Consider the following 16621-nt stretch of genomic DNA (forward strand, 5'->3'; position numbering starts at 1 on the left):
GCCCCGGTCACCGAACGCCCTTTCGAGAACAGCCCTTATGTCCGTCACCACCACCATCCTAGTCGTCGAAGACGACGCCATCGTACGCATGCTGATCGTCGATGTACTGGAGGAACTGGCGTTCAAGGTGCTTGCGGCCGAAGGCAGCACTGACGCCTTGATCCTGCTGGAAAACCAGGCGAATACGATCGACCTGCTGATGACCGATGTGGGTTTGCCGGAAATGGATGGCAAGGAACTGGCCATGCGCGCCCGCGAACTGCGCCCCAACCTCCCGGTTCTGTTTGCCAGTGGTTATGCCGCAAGCATTGAGGTGCCTGACGGCATGTCGGTGATCGGCAAGCCGTTCTCCATCGATCAACTGCGCGACAAAGTCAAAAGCCTGTTGGGCGACGCCTCCTAGAGGGCACTGTCGCCGCCCGGCCTGCAAATGCCTGGGCTGTGGTTTAATGGCGCCCCCGCACTTCCCTGCCCACCTGCCGCTTCAAGGAAATACCGCTCATGAGTCCGTCTCGCGCAACCAAGGTCCTGGTCATTGGTTACGTCTGGCCCGAACCGCGCTCATCCGCCGCCAGCGGTCACGTCATGCAAATCCTCGAAACCTTTCTCCGGCAGGGTTGGGACATTACCTTCAGCAGCCCCGCAGGCGTCGGCGAGCACAAGGCCGACCTGCTGTCGATGGGTATCAAGGAACAGCCCATCGAGCTCAACAACAGCAGCTTTGATGCCTTCGTCAGTCAATTGGCACCGGATATCGTGCTGTTCGACCAGTTCATGATGGAAGAACAGTTCGGCTGGCGCGTTGAAAAACACTGCCCTGATGCGCTGCGGGTCCTGGAAACCTCGGACCTGCAAAGCCTGCGTCACGCTCGCCACCAGCGTTTGAAAGACCGCCTGAAGGCCAGCGACGACCACAATGATTTTGCCTCGCTGTTTGCCCCTGCACTGGCGCAGGAGTTTGCCCTGATGGCCGACACTGAGCTGGCCAAGCGGGAAATTGCCGCACTGTTGCGCTGCGACCTCAACCTGATGATCTCGGAAGTGGAAATCCAGTTGCTGGTGGAGCATTTCTCGGTGCCACGCAGCAGTGTGCATTGGTGCCCATTGATGCTCGACCCGCCGACGCAAGCTTTCGTGCCATTTGAAGACCGTGCGCATTTCCTCAGCATCGGCAACTTCCGCCACGCACCGAACTGGGACGCCGTGCTCTGGATGAAAACCGCCATCTGGCCGCTGATCCGCCAACAGTTGCCCGGTGCGCAACTGCACATCTACGGTGCCTACACCCCACCCAAGGCCACGGCCTTGCACAACCCGGCACAGGGCTTTCATGTCATGAACTGGGCCGAAGACGCCCTGCAGGTCATGTCGGCCGCGCGCATCTGCCTCGCGCCCCTGCGCTTTGGCGCAGGGATCAAGGGCAAGATCTTCGATGCGATGCTCTGTGGTACACCGAACATCACCACGCCGACCGGCGCTGAAGGCATGTCCGGGGATATGCCGTGGGCCGGTGAGATTGCCGATAGTGCCGAGGCCATCGCCCAGGCGGCGGTGCGCCTGTACCAGGACAAGGCACTGTGGACCCGGGCCCAGGATGCCGGCGTACACCTGCTCGACGCCCGTTACCGGCAGAGCGTCCATGGCCCGGCGCTGATCGACCGGTTGCAGCACTGCCGTGACAACCTGCTGGCGCTGCGTCGGCAGAACTTTATCGGTGGCATGCTGCGTCATCATCAACACAAGAGCACGCAATACATGTCGCAGTGGATTGAAGAGAAAAACCGCAACACACGCTAACCACCTTCTCACCCGACCAGGCCCCGGCCCATGGTGAAATTGACCTCACTGGGCGTTCGCCTTTCTCGGGTTGGAGGGACGACAGAGCAGCACCAGGTCGGCCAGCGATAGCAATCGCTATTCACGCCGCTACCCCACGCTCACAGCAGCGAAAAGTTGTAGCTGACGATCAACCGGGTCTCATCCACATCCCGGGCGAACTGTTCGTAGTTGGTGCGGTAGGTCGCACTGCGCAGGCGCAGGCTCACATTCTTGAACGTCCCGCTTTGCACCACGTACTTGAGCTCGCTGTCGCGCTCCCATTCCTTGCCTTCCTGCTCGCTGCCGGCGACCTTGATGTGATCGCCGGTCACGTAGCGGGTCAGGAAGCTCAAGCCATTGATACCGATGGCCTTGAAGTCGTAGTCGTAACGCAACTGCCAGGAGCGCTCCTGGGCCGCTGCGAAGTCGTTGACCTGCACATAGTTGACCAGGTAGGGGTTGCTGCCATCCAGGTACGGCATCGAGTTATCGCCGATCATGCGCTGCCAGCCGGCACTGAAGGTGTGGCCGCTGATGGCATATCCCAGCATGCCGCTCAGGGCGCGGTTGTCGATGGAGCCGGCACGGGCCGCACCGCTGTCGGCACTGCTGAGCACCCGCAGGTCGCCCTTCAATGAGCCCGCCGCCAAGGGTTGATTGGCCAGGATGCCCAGGTAGTGCTGGCGATAGATGTCTTCCAGTTCGGCATACTGGTACTGGGCGCTCAGGCGGTCATTGAGCCTGTACTCCACGCCGTACAGATCGAAGTGATCGGCCGTCACGTTGCAGGCGTAGCGCTTGTTCTTGCAGTGCAGGCGAATGTCCTGGGCGTCCGTGGAATCCCGGGCGGTGTACCGGTTGAGGCGGGCACCGGTAAAGGTCAGGTTCTTCAGCTCCCTGGAGGTGAGCAGCGCACCGTTGAACATCGTCGGCAACAAACGACCGTCGTTGTACTTGAGCAGTGGCAGGTCCGGCAGCAGTGCGCCGTACTTCAATACGCTGCGGGACGCCCGGACCTTGGCGGTCAAACCCAGCTTGGCATATTGGTCTGCGGAACCGCGCGGGTCATTGCCCGACGACGGCAACAGGCCGCTGTTGCTGCTGTCGGCACTGGAGTCGAGCTTGAAGCCCAGCATCCCTAGCGCATCGACGCCAAACCCTACGGTGCCTTCGGTGTACCCCGACTGCAGATTGAGAATGAAGCCCTGGGCCGACTCTTCGCGCTTCGACGCGCCCTGTGGGTTGGAGGTGTGACCATCACGAAAGTCGCGATTGAAGTACACCGTGCGTGCCTCGACGGAGGCACTGCTGTCTTCAATGAAACCACTGGCCTGGCCCTGAGTGGAAAAACCGGCGCACAACAAAGCGGCGCCGACGCCCAGGACCGGGCACGACGTGATAAGGGGAAACGGGGGACGCATGACAAAAGCTCCAGCAGTGCATCTTTGCGACGGGACAATCGGCCAACACAAATAGCGTTCATCCAGCAAACCACTGCCTGCCGGAATGAAATGAAAAGTTACAAGGTGATCGCCAATGGTGGCATATGGCCCCGCCTCGCTACAGGCGACTTTAGTCTGAAACCACCGCCACCTATCCGGGCAGCCTCATCGCGCGTGCCGGTCATCTATGCTTAACCCTGCTACCCAACAGTGGCTGAACCGCGTTCGTGCCAGACATTCCGACACCCTGCGCGGCAGGGCCGGCATCTGCGGATGTCGTGCCAATCCTGGTCTGCTCCGGAGATGTGTCATGAACATGCGCACCCTGCTGGCTATTGCGGCCCTCACCTGCACCGGATACGCCGGGCTGGTACTGGCCGACACCACACCGTCCCAAGCCGTGTCCTATCACTACGGCATGCCGCTGCACGTGAACAAAGTGCTTTCAATGACCGAACCCACCACACCGGACTGCAAGGTGGTAACCGCCGAAATGACGTTCATCGACAACGCCGGCAAACAGGAGAGCATCCGTTATCAGAAGCTCTCGGAGGCCTGCAGTTACCAGAGCTGAGTGAAGCGGGTCACGACGACTATTGATGATGGGCGAGCGCCGGGCCAAAGGTTATGCTTTGGCCTGCCCTCCACTGCCGCAAGGATTCGCCATGCAGTTGTCATTTCGTACCCTCGCCACCCTTACTACCGCACTGTGTTTTGTCCTGGCGCTGATCTGGGGCTTGATCCCCGAGTTCATGCTGTCGATCTGGGGGGTTGCCTACGACAACACCGCCGGCTTGATGGCCAGGCGCGGGGCCATGTTGTTCGTGACCCTGGGCGTGATGTTCTTCATGGCGCGCCATGCACCGCCCTCCATAGCCCGCACCGCCATGAGCAGTGGTGTGGTCATCGGGCTGCTCGGTCTGGCAGTACTGGGCTTTAGCGAATGGCTCAACGGCCGCGCCGGTCCCGGCATCCTGCTGGCGGTAGTGGTCGAGATCGCGCTGGGCGCGGCCTTTCTCCAGACTCGGCGCGACTGCGTCGAACTCACGCAATCCGTTGATTGAACCGCCTGAACGCCTGACACTCAAGCCCGTCAATGCACCCGGTTTGCATTGGCAGGCCCATGGGGCAGAATGCTCGCGTTTTTTGAATCAACCACAAGCAAGGAGGCGTCATGCGCTCATCTACCCTTACCGCCACGACTGCACTGCTGATCGGCCTGTCCACCCAGGCCGTTGCGGCCAAACTTGAAGACGTTGCGCCCTTTCCCAAGGCTGAAAGTGGCTTTACCCGCCAGGTCATTCATCTTGCCCCGCAAGCCCGTGAGAACAATTACCAGGTCGAGATCCTCGCTGGCAAAACCCTCGACGTGGACTGCAATCAGCAACGTTTGGGCGGCATCCTCGAAGAGAAAAACCTCGAAGGCTGGGGCTATCCCTTCTATCGCATGGATAATGTCATCGGCCCGATGAGCACCCTGATGGCCTGCCCCGATGGCAAGCGCACGCAGGACTTCGTACCGGTGGTCGGCGATGGCTTCATGTTGCGTTACAACAGCAAGCTGCCGATCGTGCTCTACGTGCCCAAGGACATCGAAGTGCGCTACCGGATCTGGTCGGCCGCCGACAAGGTTGAAAAAGCGACTCACGAGTAAAGCGCCCCGTCTCCCCGCGCGCCGCTCAATGCAGCGCGCTCGGCCACGTGACGCAAGCTGTCGAAGTTGATATTGGCGCCTGAATCGATCGCCACCAGCGTCTGCCCCCGCACGCCCTGTTGCGCGACATACTGCTTGATGCCCGCCACGGCCAACGCGCCGGAAGGCTCGGTGATCGAGCGGGTGTCGTCATAGATGTTCCTGATCGCGGCGCACAGCTCATCATCGCTGACGGTCAACACCTGGTCGACGTAATCGCGACAGACCTGGAAGCCATACGCGCCGATCTGCGCGACCGCGACCCCGTCGGCAAAGGTCCCCACACTCGGCAGCACCACCCGCTCTCCCGCTTGCAACGCTGCCTGCAGACACGCGGAATGCTCGGACTCGACACCGATGATGCGGATATCCGGCCGCAGGTATTTGACATACGCGGCGATCCCGGCGATCAGGCCGCCTCCCCCCACCGGAACGAAAATCGCATCCAGCGGCCCCTGGTGTTGGCGCAGGATTTCCATGGCCACGGTGCCCTGGCCGGCGATCACATCCGGGTCGTCGAAGGGCGAAACGAAGGTGCGACCGGTTTGCCGGGCCAGGTTCAAGGCGTACTCCAGGGCGAACGGGAAACTGTCGCCATGCAACAGCGCATCCGCGCCACGGCTACGCACTCCGATGACCTTGAGCGCAGGGGTTGAGGTAGGCATGACGATGGTCGCCTCGATCCCCAGTTCCCGTGCCGCCAGCGCCACACCTTGCGCATGATTGCCGGCCGACGCCGTGATCACGCCACGGGCCTTTTGTTCGTCGCTGAGTTGCGCCAGCTTGTTGCAGGCACCCCGAATCTTGAAGGAAAAGGTCGGTTGCAGGTCTTCGCGCTTGAGCAGAATCTGGTTGCCCAACGCCTCGGACAATGCCGGCGCGACCTGCAACGGCGTGCGCACCGCCAGTTGGTAAACCGGGGCGGCGAGGATTTTTTTCACGTAATACTCAAGCAGGGCCTGAGCGGTCGTCGGGGTGTCCATCAACGTCTCCTGGTGGTGTTCAAGGCCCCCGGAGACAGAAAATGAAAACCCGCCTCAAGGGCGGGTTCGGTGCAGCCGTCAGCTAGCCCGCCAAATCAGGAATGGCGGTAATAATGCTTGGCTGGCAACGCAGTACAGTGAAAGTCATGACTGGAAATTAGCTGCGCGCCGATGGCAAGTCAATGGCCAGTTTTGTGTACGGTGGGTTAGTCTGCAAAAACCACTCATTGACCCAAGGAAGGCCTCCATGAAGTCTGTCGCGCTACCGTTGATTGCCCTGCTCGCCTTTGCCGGCTACACCCTCGCCGTGATGCTCCAGGCCGAACAGTCATTGATTGATTTCGGCATCGGCCTGATGTCCCGCCCGGACACGGCCCAGGTGGTGATCGACCTCTATCTGCTGGCCACGCTGGCGGGTGTATGGATGTACAAGGACGCTCGCGGCCGAGGACAGTCGGGGCGGTCCGTACTGCCGTACCTGCTGCTTACCGCCGTGTTCGTTTCCGCGGGGCCGCTGTTGTACCTGGTGGTGCGCGGCCTTCGCACCAGCAAGACCTGCCCGGCCGCTACGCAACAGGCGTGATGGACCGGCGGGGTTTGCACAATCACCTACAGACCAACCTTGTACAACGCCCCGTCCTCCTCATCCGTGAGCACATAGAGATAACCATCCGGCCCTTGGCGCACGTCGCGGATCCGGGCCTTGAGCTCGCCCAGCAAGCGCTCCTCATGCACCACCTTGTCGCCGTCCAGTTGCAGGCGAATCAACTCCCGGGTCACCAGGGCGCCAACGAACAGGGTGTGCTGCCAGGCCTGGAAGCGGTCCGCGTCGTAGAACGCCATGCCACTGATACCCGGCGACTGCTCCCAGACATGCAGAGGCCCCGCGGTACCCTCGGCGGTTGTGCCCCTGGCTTCGGGGATGGGCAATCCCGAGTAGTCGATACCGTGGGTCGCCGTGGGCCAACCGTAGTTCGCGCCTCGCACAATGAGGTTGATCTCATCGCCGCCCCTGGGGCCGTGCTCGTTTTCCCAGAGCTCGCCACTCCAGGGGTTCAGCGCCGCACCTTGCGGATTGCGCTGGCCATATGACCAGATTTCCGGGCGCACGCCGGCTTGACCGACAAAGGGGTTGTCCTTCGGCACCTGCCCGTCGGGATGGATTCGCACGACCTTGCCTTGCAGCTTGTCGAGGTCCTGGGCGGTCTCCCGGACATTGTTCTCGCCCAGGGTGATGAACAGGTATCCGTCGCGATCGAACACCAACCGCGAGCCGAAATGATTGCGGGTGGAAAGCTTGGGCTCCTGGCGGAAAATCACCCTGAAGTCGTTGAGCGTCGTCAGGTCCGCGGATAACCGGCCGCGCCCCACCGCCGTGCCGGCCTTGCCGTCCTCGCCACCGCCTTCGGCGTAGGACAGATAGACCATGCGATCGACCTTGAACTGCGGCGACAACACCACGTCGAGCAAGCCCCCCTGGCCTTTGGCCCAGACTTGGGGCACGCCACTGAGCGGTGCCGAACGCTTGCCGTCGGCACTGACCACTCGCAGGTCACCGGGCCGTTCGGTCACCAGCATGCCCTGCTGGTCTGGCAGGAACGCCAATGCCCAGGGATGCACCAGGCCCCGAGTGACTTGCGTGACCTTGAGGGTGCCCTGCTCACTCGGCATCTGTTGGGTTTGCGCGGCGAGCAGCGGCATCGAGGTCAGCAGCGCGCTGGCGCACAAGGTTGCCAGAAGCGATTTACGCAACATGTTCAGTTCCTTTTGAAATGGATGTTCGACATGCGGTGAGCCACCCCCTTTCAGCGGTTGCTGGTGTCCGGGTCTCTGCGGGGAGGTGCCGGGGAAACATAGGGCTTCACCGTCGGCGACGTAGCACCGGGCCGTGGATAGCCATTGCCGATGCCGCCGTTATCCAGGGTCGGCGGGCGGGGAACCGGTACGGTGTTGGGGGCGCGAATCGCCGGCATGGCGGGCTGGGTGCCCTGCATGCTGTTGGGGTTAACCCGGCGAATCGGACTGTTGTAGGGATTGTTTTGGGGGCGGCCCGGAAGGTTCTGCGCCAGCAGTACGGGATACCCCGCCACCTCGGCCCCGGTGTCGCCCCCTGCGCCCGCCAACGCCAGTGAACCCAGCAGGCCTGAGGTCAGCGCGGCGATACCCAAGACAAACCTGTTCATGGTGGAGGTCCTCCAATACATGCAGACACGTTGTTCGATACCACGCTACGCCCAGGGTTCGACGCTGTGAAGGAAATACTCCCAAAGAAGATGTAACACCAACGAACCCTGCCCTCGCAAACCGCCGTGTCTGGCGCCAACGATTCGACGCCAGGACACGGGATCGCCTCAGATCAGTACGATAATGGCCAGCACCCCACCGAATATCGCCCACTTTTCCAGGTAGTAGAGCGTGCGATTGCTCTTTTTCAACGCCTTGCCCCGCAGGCGTATCTTGTAGATCTTGCCGAATGCCCGATTCAAGCCACCGGTTCTGTCACCCGCATCGTTGGGGGCACCGGCAGCCGACATCACGGTGCGGCTGAACCAGCCATTGAACGCGGCCGCCCAGCGGTATTTCAGCGGGCGCTCGATGTCGCAGAACAGAATGATGCGGTTCTGCCCGGTGGTGTTCTCGGCATAGTGGATGTAGGTCTCGTCGAACATCACGGCCTCACCGTCGCGCCAGTGATAGCGCTCGCCGTCGACGTCGATGTAGCACCCTTCATCATTCGGCGTTTCCAGGCCCAGGTGGTAACGGTAACAGCCGGCATACGGATCCCGATGGCGAACCAGCCTGGAGCCCGGCGGCAACTCGGCGAACATCGCGGCCTTGATCGAGCCGATGCTTTGCACCAGCTCCGTGGTACGAGGGCACAACTTGGCGGCCGAGGGGTGACTGTCACCATACCACTTCAGATAGAAACGCTTCCAGCCGGTCTTGAAGAACGAGTTGAAGCCCACGTCGTCGTACTGATCCGAACGCTTGATCTCCCCGGCCCGCAGCAGGTTCTGTCCTTCGTCGCGGATTGCCTGCCAGTTGGCCTGCAAAGGGCTCAGGTCCGGAAAGTCAGCGGGGTCCAGATACGGCTTGTTGGGGAGCCTGGAACACAGATAGAGCAAGCAGTTGATCGGCGCCAGGAAGCTTGAGTGATCGCTTAGCTGGCGACCCAGCTTGTGTCGGACACGGCCACGCAGGTGCACATACGCGATGGATAAAACGTAGAGGGAAACAAGGATGAGTTTCACGGGAAATCGTCACACGTCAGAGAAATACCTGCTGCGCACCGCGGGTGCTGATCGGAACGCAACGTCTGAAATTCGATTGCCGGGGCTGAGCAAAAGGCCAGCTCAAGGCTCTCGGCCGGCATTTTAGCCATACTTTTTAACCCAGGGTTAACAGGCCGGTGTGAAAAACCTTACGGTTTTGTGTCGCCGGGGCGTCTGTTCGTCGCGACCGACACCGCGCGCTCCCGCCGCCTGCCCCCGATCATGGAAGATACTCTGCCGGCCTTCGATACGCTGGCCCGGCACCTGCCGACACCGCCTTGAGGCGCTCCGCGCGCCCTTTAAATAATTGTTTTTGATAAAGATTGATTGGGCATCGAGCGCGTTTGTCGCCCTAATGCGCGCCGAGGACGGTCAGCGGGGGAGCCAATGGAAGAGACACGGCTGTTCCGCCCGGGCGCTCTACGAGTACCGGCGGGTGCTGATCCTCCTCACTCCTTCTTTTCTTGAAATTTTTTGCCCTGCGCAAGCGAAAGCACACGCGGGGCATTTTTTTGTCGGTCTCGATGCCCATGGACGTGTTTGATGATTTGTGACGCCCCTCCCTTCCTGACAGTCCCACCATCGCTTCCTGACAAAGAGGTCGCGATCAAGCGACTGATCACTTATTCCGATTCCCGCACATATTCGCCATCCAGTACAAGCTGAGCGTCTATGCTGCATTTACCCACCTCACACCTTTGCTGACCGCCGTCGGAGGCCTTCCCCATGATCCCCTCGCCCATCACCGAGAAGACGTTGTCCCGGAACATGCTTGATGTACTGATTCGAGCAGGACTACTCACCATTCTGGCGATGTTCTGCTTCCGCATTTTCAGTCCGTTCCTGGATTTGATGATGTGGTCGATCATCCTGGCAATCACCCTCTACCCACTGCATATCAAGTTCAAGAACCGACTGGGTATCAGTAACGGACACACCGCCACCCTGCTCGTACTGATCGCCGTTGCCATCCTGATGGTACCGATCTATCTGCTGGGTACGTCCCTGGTGGACTCGGTGGAAAGCGCCATCGCCGTCGTCAAGAGCGATACCGTTCAGGTACCACCACCACCCGAGGCCCTTGCCGGCTGGCCACTGGTAGGCAAACCCCTGAATGCCCTGTGGATGCAGGCCTCCAATGACCTGCCCCTGCTGATTCAAAAGTACATCCCGGAAATCAAGAGCTTCAGCCTCTCGCTGCTGGGCAAGCTTGCCGGAGCCAGCATGGGCTTCCTGATTTTCATCTTCGCCCTGATCATCGCGGGCATCTTCATGGCCTATGGCCAAGCCGGTAGCCGGAGCGCGGTGAGCATTGTTTCGCGCATTTGCGGTCCTGACCGGGGCCCTAGCATCACCGTACTGTGCACCGCCACCATTCGCGCAGTGGCGCTGGGTGTGATCGGTATCGCCTTCATTCAAATGCTGCTGGTGGGTGCCGGCCTGATATTCAAGGGCATTCCCGGTGCAGGCCTGCTGGCCCTGGCGGTACTGCTGCTGGGTATCATGCAGTTGCCCGCGACCCTGATTACCATTCCGGTGATCATCTTCGCCTTCGCCACTGACGGTCCGACTACCGGGACCATTGTGTTCTCCATCTTTGTGTTTGTCGCAGGCCTGGTCGACAACGTGCTCAAGCCACTGCTGCTGGGACGTGGTGTCGATGTACCGATGCCGGTGGTGTTGATCGGCGCATTGGGCGGCATGGTTACCGGCGGCATCATCGGTCTGTTTATCGGCCCGGTCGTGCTGGCGGTTGCCTATCAACTGTTCTGGCAATGGGTCGGTGACCAACCCCAGGAGAAGGGGTCGAGCGACCAGACAAAGGCCTGACGCGACATGGCGCATAGCATGTCCCTATCCGGTCCCGGGCGATTACTGCTGATTGGCACACTTGGCCTCAGCGGTTGCATGCAGGTGGGACCGGACTTCAAGCCGCCGGCCGAGCCGTGGATGGAGCATTGGAACAGCCCGCCGATCGAGCGGGCCAGCCAACGCGCACAGAACCCGGACTTGCGCCAGTGGTGGCAGATATTCACCGACCCGGTGCTCGATCGCTTGATTGCCGAGTCGGACGCCCACAACTCGAACCTGAAGATTGCCGGCTTGCGGGTGATGGAGGCGCGCGCGCAACTGGGTATCACCCAAGCCGGGCGCTACCCGCAGGTGCAACAGGTCGGCGCCGACAGCCTGTATGTTGATCGCGACCAGTCGGCGGGCCGCAACCCGCAGGACAGTCACTACTGGCAATACAGCGCCGGCTACGATATTGGCTGGGAGATGGATTTCTGGGGGCGCTTCAGTCGCGCCATCGAGTCATCCGATGCCAGCTACTTCGCCGCCCAGGCCAACTATGAGGACGTCCTGGTGCTGTTGCGCGCACAAGTGGCCGACACCTACTTCGCCTTGCGCACCACCGAAGCCCGGCTGCGTGTAGCCCGCGAGAACGCGGACCAACAAAAGCGCAGCTTTGAAATCACCGAGAAACTGTTCCAGAGCGGGCAAAGTGCCGAGCTCGACGTGCAACAGGCCAAGACCCAGTACCTGGGTACCCTGAGCAGCATTCCCAGCCTGGAAGACCAGGCGTTGCGCGCCCGCAACGCGCTGGCCGTACTCATTGGCCAGCCGCCCAGCGCCCTGTCCATGCTGGTGACCAACACCGGCCTGATCCCGCTGGTTGACCGGGCGGTGCTGCAGGACGTGCCGGCCGAACTGCTGCTACGCCGACCGGACGTGCGCGCCGCCGAACTGAACGTCGCGGCCCAGTCAGCCCTGATTGGCGTGGCCGAGTCCGACTTCTATCCTTCGTTGTCGTTGCTGGGCAGCATTGCCTGGTCCGCCAACTCGCTGGGTGGCACCTCCAACAGTCTGGACCTGGTGGGCGGCCCCAGCTTGCGCTGGAATGTCTTCGACTTCGGGCAGATCAGCAACAACGTGCGGGTGCAGGATGCCCGCCTTCAACAATTGATCGAGGCCTATCGTGACAAAGTCCGCCAGGCCGCGCGCGAGGCCGACGATGCCGCCACCGGTTTGAACAAGGCACTTGAGCGCGAGCGCATCTTGCGCGAGTCGGCGCTGGCGGCCAAGCGTTCGCTGGTGCTGGCCAATGCCCTGTATCGGGAAGGCTACTCGGACTTCCAGCGGGTGCTGGACGCCCAGCGTGCCCTGCTGCAGCAAGAGGACAACTACCTGCTCAGCCGCGCCGATGCCGTGAGCAACCTGATTGCCCTGTACAAGTCGCTGGGTGGCGGTTGGTACAGCGCCCTGCCGAAAGTCGATCCCGGCACTCGCCAACTGATGGAAAAACGCACCGACTGGGGCGACATGCTGGATGAGTCCACCCCTGCACCACCGTCCCCTCTCGCGCCAAACAAGGTAAACGACCATGACTGAAGCCCCCCAGCCCGCCGCCAAGACACCCGAGCCGGTGGCCGATCCGGTGAACAAGGGCGTCAAATGGGTGTTGCTGCTGATTGTGCTGAGCCTGGCCTGGTACCTGCTGGCCGACCGCTTCACCCCCTATACGCAGCAGGCCCGCGTGGGGGCCTTTGTGATTCCGGTCGCCTCGGAGGTCTCGGGCCGGGTGATCCGGGTCAATGTCCGCAACAACCAGGACGTCAAGGCCGGCGATGTGCTGTTCGAGGTGGATCAGCAGCCGTACCAGATCGCCGTCGACCGCGCGCGCTCGGACCTTGACTCGACTCGTCGCCAGATTGCTGCCAGCACGGCCGGGATTGCCTCGGCACAAGCGTCCTTGCGCGCAGCCCAGGCCAACGAACTCAAGACCAAGCAGGACAACCAGCGCCTCGAGGGCCTGTATCGCCAGGACCCCGGGACAATCTCCGTACGCCTGCTGGAAGTTTCGCGGGCCAATCGTGAACAGGCGGTCAGCCAGGTCGCCGCCGCGCGGGCCGAAGTGCAACGCGCCCGCGAAACGGAAGGTGGCAGTGACGAAGACAACGCGATGCTGCGCAGCGCCACCTCGGCCCTGGAGAAAGCCCAGCTGGATCTGGCCAACACCCAGGTGCGCGCCAGTTCCGCCGGGTTGATCACCGACTTGCGCACCGATGTCGGGCAATTTGCCGCCGCCGGCAACCCGGTCATGACCCTCATCGCCATCCACGACGTATGGATCAGCGCCGACATGACCGAGAACAACCTGGGCCTGGTGGCCCCGGACACCCCGGTCTCGATTGTCCTCGACGCCCTGCCTGGCGAGGTCTTCGAAGGCCGGGTGCGGAGCATCGGCTATGGCGTGAGTGTCGGCCAGAGCACGCCCCCCGGCTCGCTGCCGACGGTGCAGAACAGCCGCGACTGGTTACGTCCGGCACAGCGCTTCCCGGTGATCATCGAGTTCGCCCCCGGCGCACTGGACCAGCTACGCGATCTGCGCGGCATACGTTCCGGCGGGCAGGCCGAAGTGATGGCCTTCCCTAGTCCCGGCAACCCGCTGAACCCGATTGGCCGTGCATTCCTGCGGTTCATGAGCTGGCTGTCCTATGTCTACTAAGCATGATCCTCGTGCCCAACGTACTCTGCGCCTGGCGACAGGCACGGCGTTGTGCCTGGCGATCAGCTTCGCGATGGGACTCTCGATCCCCTTCCTCGCGCCGGTGCTGTGCCTGCTGCTGGGCATGGCAAACCGGCCGCTATCCTTCAAGGCCGGGGTCGGCCTGGCACTGGCCGTGATGTTGACCACCGGCTGCGGTCTGCTGCTGATCCCGGTACTGGTTTACTACCCCGCGACCGGTGTCCTGTTGATCAGCCTGGGGTTGTTCCTGGCGTTCCGCCACGGCTTGCAAGGGGGCAACAACCTGATCGTCACCTTCCTGATGATTGGCTTGACCATGATTTCGGCAGCCGGTGTCGCCGATTTCGGGTCGGCGGTCGCGGTCATCGCCGCGCTGATCACTGGCTTGTCGCTTGCCGTGATGGCCGTAACGTTCAGCCATTGGCTGTTTCCCGAACCGGCCCAGCCCGCGCGACCACCCGCCACAGCCACCATGCCGCCCGAGGAAGTCAACCGAGTGGCGTTGCGCGCCACCTTGATCGTGATCCCTACCTTCCTGCTGGCCCTGATCGACCCGAGCAAATACCTGCCGATCATCCTCAAGGCGGTCAGCCTGGGGCAACAAAGCTCCACCACAAACACCCGCAACGCCGCTCACGAACTCCTGGGGTCTACCCTGCTCGGCGGCGTGCTGGCCATCGCGTTCTGGTGCGCGCTCAGCCTGTTCGTGCACTTATGGATGTTTTTCCTGTGGATGCTGCTGTTCGGCTTACTGGTCGGGCGCAAGCTGTATCGCCTGAGTCCGACGTTGCAGACCCCAGGCTTCTGGCTCAATACCCTGATCACCATGATCATCCTGCTGGGTCAATCGGTGCAGGACAGTGCCGCCGGCAAGGACGTCTACACCGCGTTTGCCATGCGTATGGGGCTGTTCATCGTCGTCACCCTCTATGCCTGCCTGATGGTCTACTGGCTCGAGCAACGCCGACCCGCTCCCAAACGCGCCCACTGAGGAAATTGCAATGCTGCACAATCTGCTGGCCGGTATACCCGTGATGTTGCTCTGCCTGCTGCTGCAAGGCGTTTTCGTGACCGTCTGCCTGCGCCAATACGTGAGAATCCGTGAAGACCATGCCGGACGGATCTCGCAATGGATGAACATGGTCCTGTTGTCGACCGCGATGCTGCTGATGCTGATCGGCAACTTTGTGCAAATCGGCATCTGGGCCGCGCTGTTCATGCTGATCGGCGAATTCGATGATTACACCACTGCCGTGTATCACTCAGGCGTCAACTTCGCGACCCTGGGTTACGGCGACATGGTCATGTCCCCGCCCTGGCGCCTGTTGGGCCCCATGGAAGCGGCCAACGGCATCCTGATGTTTGGCGTCTCGACCGCCGTGATGACCGCGGCGGTCATGGACGTGATCAAGCACACCGTGCAAAGCCTGGAAAAACGCTCCGGGCGCTAACTGATGTGGCAGCACCCGCTGGACGATACAACCTGTCTGTTGCATAGACGGGTTGAATCCACAGCCAGAAACGGGCTGCACCACGTCCCGCCACTACCTGCACTTTCATTGATAAATGTCTGGGTATTGTTCGGCCGGGTCTGAATAATACTTTTTTCAGGCTCTTAAATAGGCTACTGATGACCGCCCAGCTTTTTCCTGTTCATGGTCTCGTGAGCTTCACGCTCGCCATCGTGCTGCTGTTTCTTGGCAAGACCATCGTCCAGCACACCACCTTGCTGCGCCAATACTGTATTCCCGAATCGGTCGTCGGTGGCTTCATCTGCGCAGCGGTAACTACCCTGCTCTACTACGGTCTCAACATCCAGATCGAATTCGAGCTGCAGGTACGCGACACACTGCTGCTGTATTTTTTTGCCGGCATCGGCCTCAAATCGGATGTACGCCAACTGATCAAGGGCGGGCGCCCGCTGCTGATCCTGGTCGTGCTCGCCGGCGTGTTCATCGTCCTGCAAAACCTCCTGGGCATGAGTGTGGCCGAGGCGTTCGGGCTGGATCCCAAGGCGGGCCTGATGGTGGGTTCGATCGCCCTCACGGGAGGCGTTGGCACCACGCTGGCCTGGGCGCCGCTGTTCGTCGAAAAGCTGGGCATCCAGAACGCGCATGAACTGGGAATCGCCAGCAACACCATTGGCCTGATTGCCGCTTGCGTGATCGGTGGCCCTATCGCCAACCGTTTGATCCGCCGTTATCAGCTAACGCCTTCAAAGGATCTCGCACTGGAAGTCGGCATTCTCGAGACACAGCCGAGTAAGCCATTGGATTACTACGATGTGCTCTGGGCCTGGATGTGGCTCAACCTGACCCTGATGCTCGGCTACGGACTCAACCTGCTGCTGGTCAAGGCCGGGGTCACTCTCCCCAACTTCGTCAGCTGCCTGTTCGCGGGCATCGTCATTCACCACCTCGTGTTGGCCCTGATCGGCGAACAGCGCCTGAAAACCTGGAGCGGCGCCAGCCAGGGCTTGTCGCTGATCTCCGATATCTGCCTGGGGATGTTTCTGACCATGGCCCTGATGGGCCTCCAGTTATGGCAACTCAGTGGCGCGCTGATGTTTATCCTGTGCACATTGACCCTGCAGATCACATTGAGCATTGCCTATACGCTACTGGTGGTCTTCCGCTTCATGGGCCGTGATTACGAAGCCAGCGTGATCGCCTCGGGATTCGGAGGCATTACCCTCGGCTCCACGGCGACCGCCATCGTCAACATGACGACCGTGACCCAGAAGTACGGTGCGGCTAACCAGGCCTTCCTCATCGTACCGTTGGTGTGCGGCTTTTTCATTGACCTGCTCAACGCCTTGATCATCGGCCTGTTCAGTGGCCTTTAGCGTCTGTCCAGGCGGTATCGAACGGCTGCGGCCAAACGTG

The 16621-nt window shown here is 61.3% G+C and carries 16 protein-coding genes and 1 pseudogene; 12 read left to right on the forward strand and 5 right to left on the reverse strand.

Annotated elements, in window-relative coordinates; translation table 11 throughout:
* Positions 1–37 precede the first annotated feature (37 nt).
* Positions 38–403, forward strand: a complete 366-nt coding sequence (locus CKW25_RS10250) for a response regulator (RefSeq protein WP_095079063.1) — start codon at positions 38–40, stop codon at positions 401–403.
* A gap of 98 nt (positions 404–501) precedes the next feature.
* The gene (locus CKW25_RS10255) at positions 502–1797 is read left to right on the forward strand and encodes a glycosyltransferase (RefSeq protein WP_095079064.1); all 1296 of its coding nucleotides are present in this window, start codon (positions 502–504) and stop codon (positions 1795–1797) included.
* A 140-nt stretch (positions 1798–1937) separates the two neighbouring features.
* Here CKW25_RS10255 and CKW25_RS10260 read toward each other — a convergent pair whose 3' ends face one another.
* Positions 1938–3239: an OprD family porin gene (locus CKW25_RS10260; protein ID WP_095079065.1), complete on the reverse strand. Its 1302-nt coding sequence runs from the start codon at positions 3237–3239 to the stop codon at positions 1938–1940.
* Between the two features lie 331 nt (positions 3240–3570).
* On the opposite strand from CKW25_RS10260, the gene CKW25_RS10265 reads away from it, so the two are divergent.
* From CKW25_RS10265 to eco, 3 genes are all read left to right on the forward strand, one after another.
* Positions 3571–3834: a DUF2790 domain-containing protein gene (locus tag CKW25_RS10265; protein WP_095079066.1), complete on the forward strand. Its 264-nt coding sequence runs from the start codon at positions 3571–3573 to the stop codon at positions 3832–3834.
* 91 nt (positions 3835–3925) lie between these two features.
* Positions 3926–4324: a hypothetical protein gene (locus CKW25_RS10270; RefSeq protein WP_095079238.1), complete on the forward strand. Its 399-nt coding sequence runs from the start codon at positions 3926–3928 to the stop codon at positions 4322–4324.
* 110 nt (positions 4325–4434) lie between these two features.
* On the forward strand, positions 4435–4914 hold the full coding sequence (eco, locus tag CKW25_RS10275; RefSeq protein WP_095079067.1) for a serine protease inhibitor ecotin: 480 nt from the start codon (positions 4435–4437) through the stop codon (positions 4912–4914).
* A gap of 14 nt (positions 4915–4928) precedes the next feature.
* Here the strand turns inward: eco and ilvA are convergent.
* Positions 4929–5936: pseudogene (ilvA, locus tag CKW25_RS10280) on the reverse strand (threonine ammonia-lyase, biosynthetic); the annotation flags it as partial.
* Between the two features lie 247 nt (positions 5937–6183).
* Between ilvA and CKW25_RS10285 the strand changes: the two are divergent.
* The gene (locus CKW25_RS10285; protein ID WP_095079069.1) at positions 6184–6519 is read left to right on the forward strand and encodes a DUF2834 domain-containing protein; all 336 of its coding nucleotides are present in this window, start codon (positions 6184–6186) and stop codon (positions 6517–6519) included.
* 26 nt (positions 6520–6545) lie between these two features.
* Here the strand turns inward: CKW25_RS10285 and CKW25_RS10290 are convergent, their stop codons facing one another.
* From CKW25_RS10290 to lpxO, 3 genes are all read right to left on the reverse strand, one after another.
* Positions 6546–7691, reverse strand: a complete 1146-nt coding sequence (locus CKW25_RS10290; protein ID WP_095079070.1) for a PQQ-dependent sugar dehydrogenase — start codon at positions 7689–7691, stop codon at positions 6546–6548.
* 50 nt (positions 7692–7741) lie between these two features.
* The gene (locus CKW25_RS10295; protein WP_095079071.1) at positions 7742–8119 is read right to left on the reverse strand and encodes a hypothetical protein; all 378 of its coding nucleotides are present in this window, start codon (positions 8117–8119) and stop codon (positions 7742–7744) included.
* 168 nt (positions 8120–8287) lie between these two features.
* Complete coding sequence (lpxO, locus tag CKW25_RS10300; RefSeq protein ID WP_095079072.1) at positions 8288–9187, reverse strand: lipid A hydroxylase LpxO; 900 nt, start codon at positions 9185–9187, stop codon at positions 8288–8290.
* A 747-nt stretch (positions 9188–9934) separates the two neighbouring features.
* Between lpxO and CKW25_RS10310 the strand changes: the two genes are divergently transcribed.
* The 6 genes from CKW25_RS10310 (at position 9935) to gltS (ending at position 16581) form a co-directional block, all read left to right on the forward strand.
* Positions 9935–11038 (forward strand): AI-2E family transporter, encoded by a 1104-nt coding sequence (locus CKW25_RS10310; RefSeq protein WP_095079074.1) that lies wholly within the window; start codon positions 9935–9937, stop codon positions 11036–11038.
* A gap of 18 nt (positions 11039–11056) precedes the next feature.
* Positions 11057–12598 (forward strand): efflux transporter outer membrane subunit, encoded by a 1542-nt coding sequence (locus tag CKW25_RS10315; protein ID WP_095079075.1) that lies wholly within the window; start codon positions 11057–11059, stop codon positions 12596–12598.
* Positions 12591–13715, forward strand: a complete 1125-nt coding sequence (locus CKW25_RS10320) for an HlyD family secretion protein (RefSeq protein ID WP_095079076.1) — start codon at positions 12591–12593, stop codon at positions 13713–13715. Before CKW25_RS10315 ends, CKW25_RS10320 begins: the two co-directional genes overlap by 8 nt.
* Positions 13705–14727, forward strand: a complete 1023-nt coding sequence (locus tag CKW25_RS10325; RefSeq protein WP_095079077.1) for a DUF2955 domain-containing protein — start codon at positions 13705–13707, stop codon at positions 14725–14727. The genes CKW25_RS10320 and CKW25_RS10325 overlap by 11 nt, the downstream gene beginning before the upstream one ends.
* Before the next feature lie 10 nt (positions 14728–14737).
* Positions 14738–15187 (forward strand): potassium channel family protein, encoded by a 450-nt coding sequence (locus CKW25_RS10330; protein WP_095079078.1) that lies wholly within the window; start codon positions 14738–14740, stop codon positions 15185–15187.
* A gap of 179 nt (positions 15188–15366) precedes the next feature.
* Positions 15367–16581, forward strand: coding sequence for a sodium/glutamate symporter (gene gltS / locus CKW25_RS10335; RefSeq protein ID WP_095079079.1), 1215 nt, complete (start codon positions 15367–15369; stop codon positions 16579–16581).
* Positions 16582–16621: the final 40 nt, after the last annotated feature.

Source organism: Pseudomonas sp. Irchel s3h17, from assembly GCF_900187505.1.
GTDB lineage: Bacteria > Pseudomonadota > Gammaproteobacteria > Pseudomonadales > Pseudomonadaceae > Aquipseudomonas.

Excerpts from the sequence above, each read along its gene's own strand:
- CKW25_RS10260 (WP_095079065.1), bottom strand. The coding sequence starts at position 3,239 with ATGCGTCCCCCGTTTCCCCTTATCACGTCGTGCCCGGTCCTGGGCGTC.
- CKW25_RS10325 (WP_095079077.1), top strand. The coding sequence starts at position 13,705 with ATGTCTACTAAGCATGATCCTCGTGCCCAACGTACTCTGCGCCTGGCG.
- CKW25_RS10265 (WP_095079066.1), top strand. The coding sequence starts at position 3,571 with ATGAACATGCGCACCCTGCTGGCTATTGCGGCCCTCACCTGCACCGGA.
- CKW25_RS10320 (WP_095079076.1), top strand. The coding sequence starts at position 12,591 with ATGACTGAAGCCCCCCAGCCCGCCGCCAAGACACCCGAGCCGGTGGCC.
- CKW25_RS10285 (WP_095079069.1), top strand. The coding sequence starts at position 6,184 with ATGAAGTCTGTCGCGCTACCGTTGATTGCCCTGCTCGCCTTTGCCGGC.
- CKW25_RS10315 (WP_095079075.1), top strand. The coding sequence starts at position 11,057 with ATGTCCCTATCCGGTCCCGGGCGATTACTGCTGATTGGCACACTTGGC.
- CKW25_RS10310 (WP_095079074.1), top strand. The coding sequence starts at position 9,935 with ATGATCCCCTCGCCCATCACCGAGAAGACGTTGTCCCGGAACATGCTT.
- CKW25_RS10270 (WP_095079238.1), top strand. The coding sequence starts at position 3,926 with ATGCAGTTGTCATTTCGTACCCTCGCCACCCTTACTACCGCACTGTGT.
- eco (WP_095079067.1), top strand. The coding sequence starts at position 4,435 with ATGCGCTCATCTACCCTTACCGCCACGACTGCACTGCTGATCGGCCTG.
- CKW25_RS10290 (WP_095079070.1), bottom strand. The coding sequence starts at position 7,691 with ATGTTGCGTAAATCGCTTCTGGCAACCTTGTGCGCCAGCGCGCTGCTG.
- gltS (WP_095079079.1), top strand. The coding sequence starts at position 15,367 with ATGACCGCCCAGCTTTTTCCTGTTCATGGTCTCGTGAGCTTCACGCTC.
- CKW25_RS10330 (WP_095079078.1), top strand. The coding sequence starts at position 14,738 with ATGCTGCACAATCTGCTGGCCGGTATACCCGTGATGTTGCTCTGCCTG.
- CKW25_RS10255 (WP_095079064.1), top strand. The coding sequence starts at position 502 with ATGAGTCCGTCTCGCGCAACCAAGGTCCTGGTCATTGGTTACGTCTGG.
- CKW25_RS10295 (WP_095079071.1), bottom strand. The coding sequence starts at position 8,119 with ATGAACAGGTTTGTCTTGGGTATCGCCGCGCTGACCTCAGGCCTGCTG.
- CKW25_RS10250 (WP_095079063.1), top strand. The coding sequence starts at position 38 with ATGTCCGTCACCACCACCATCCTAGTCGTCGAAGACGACGCCATCGTA.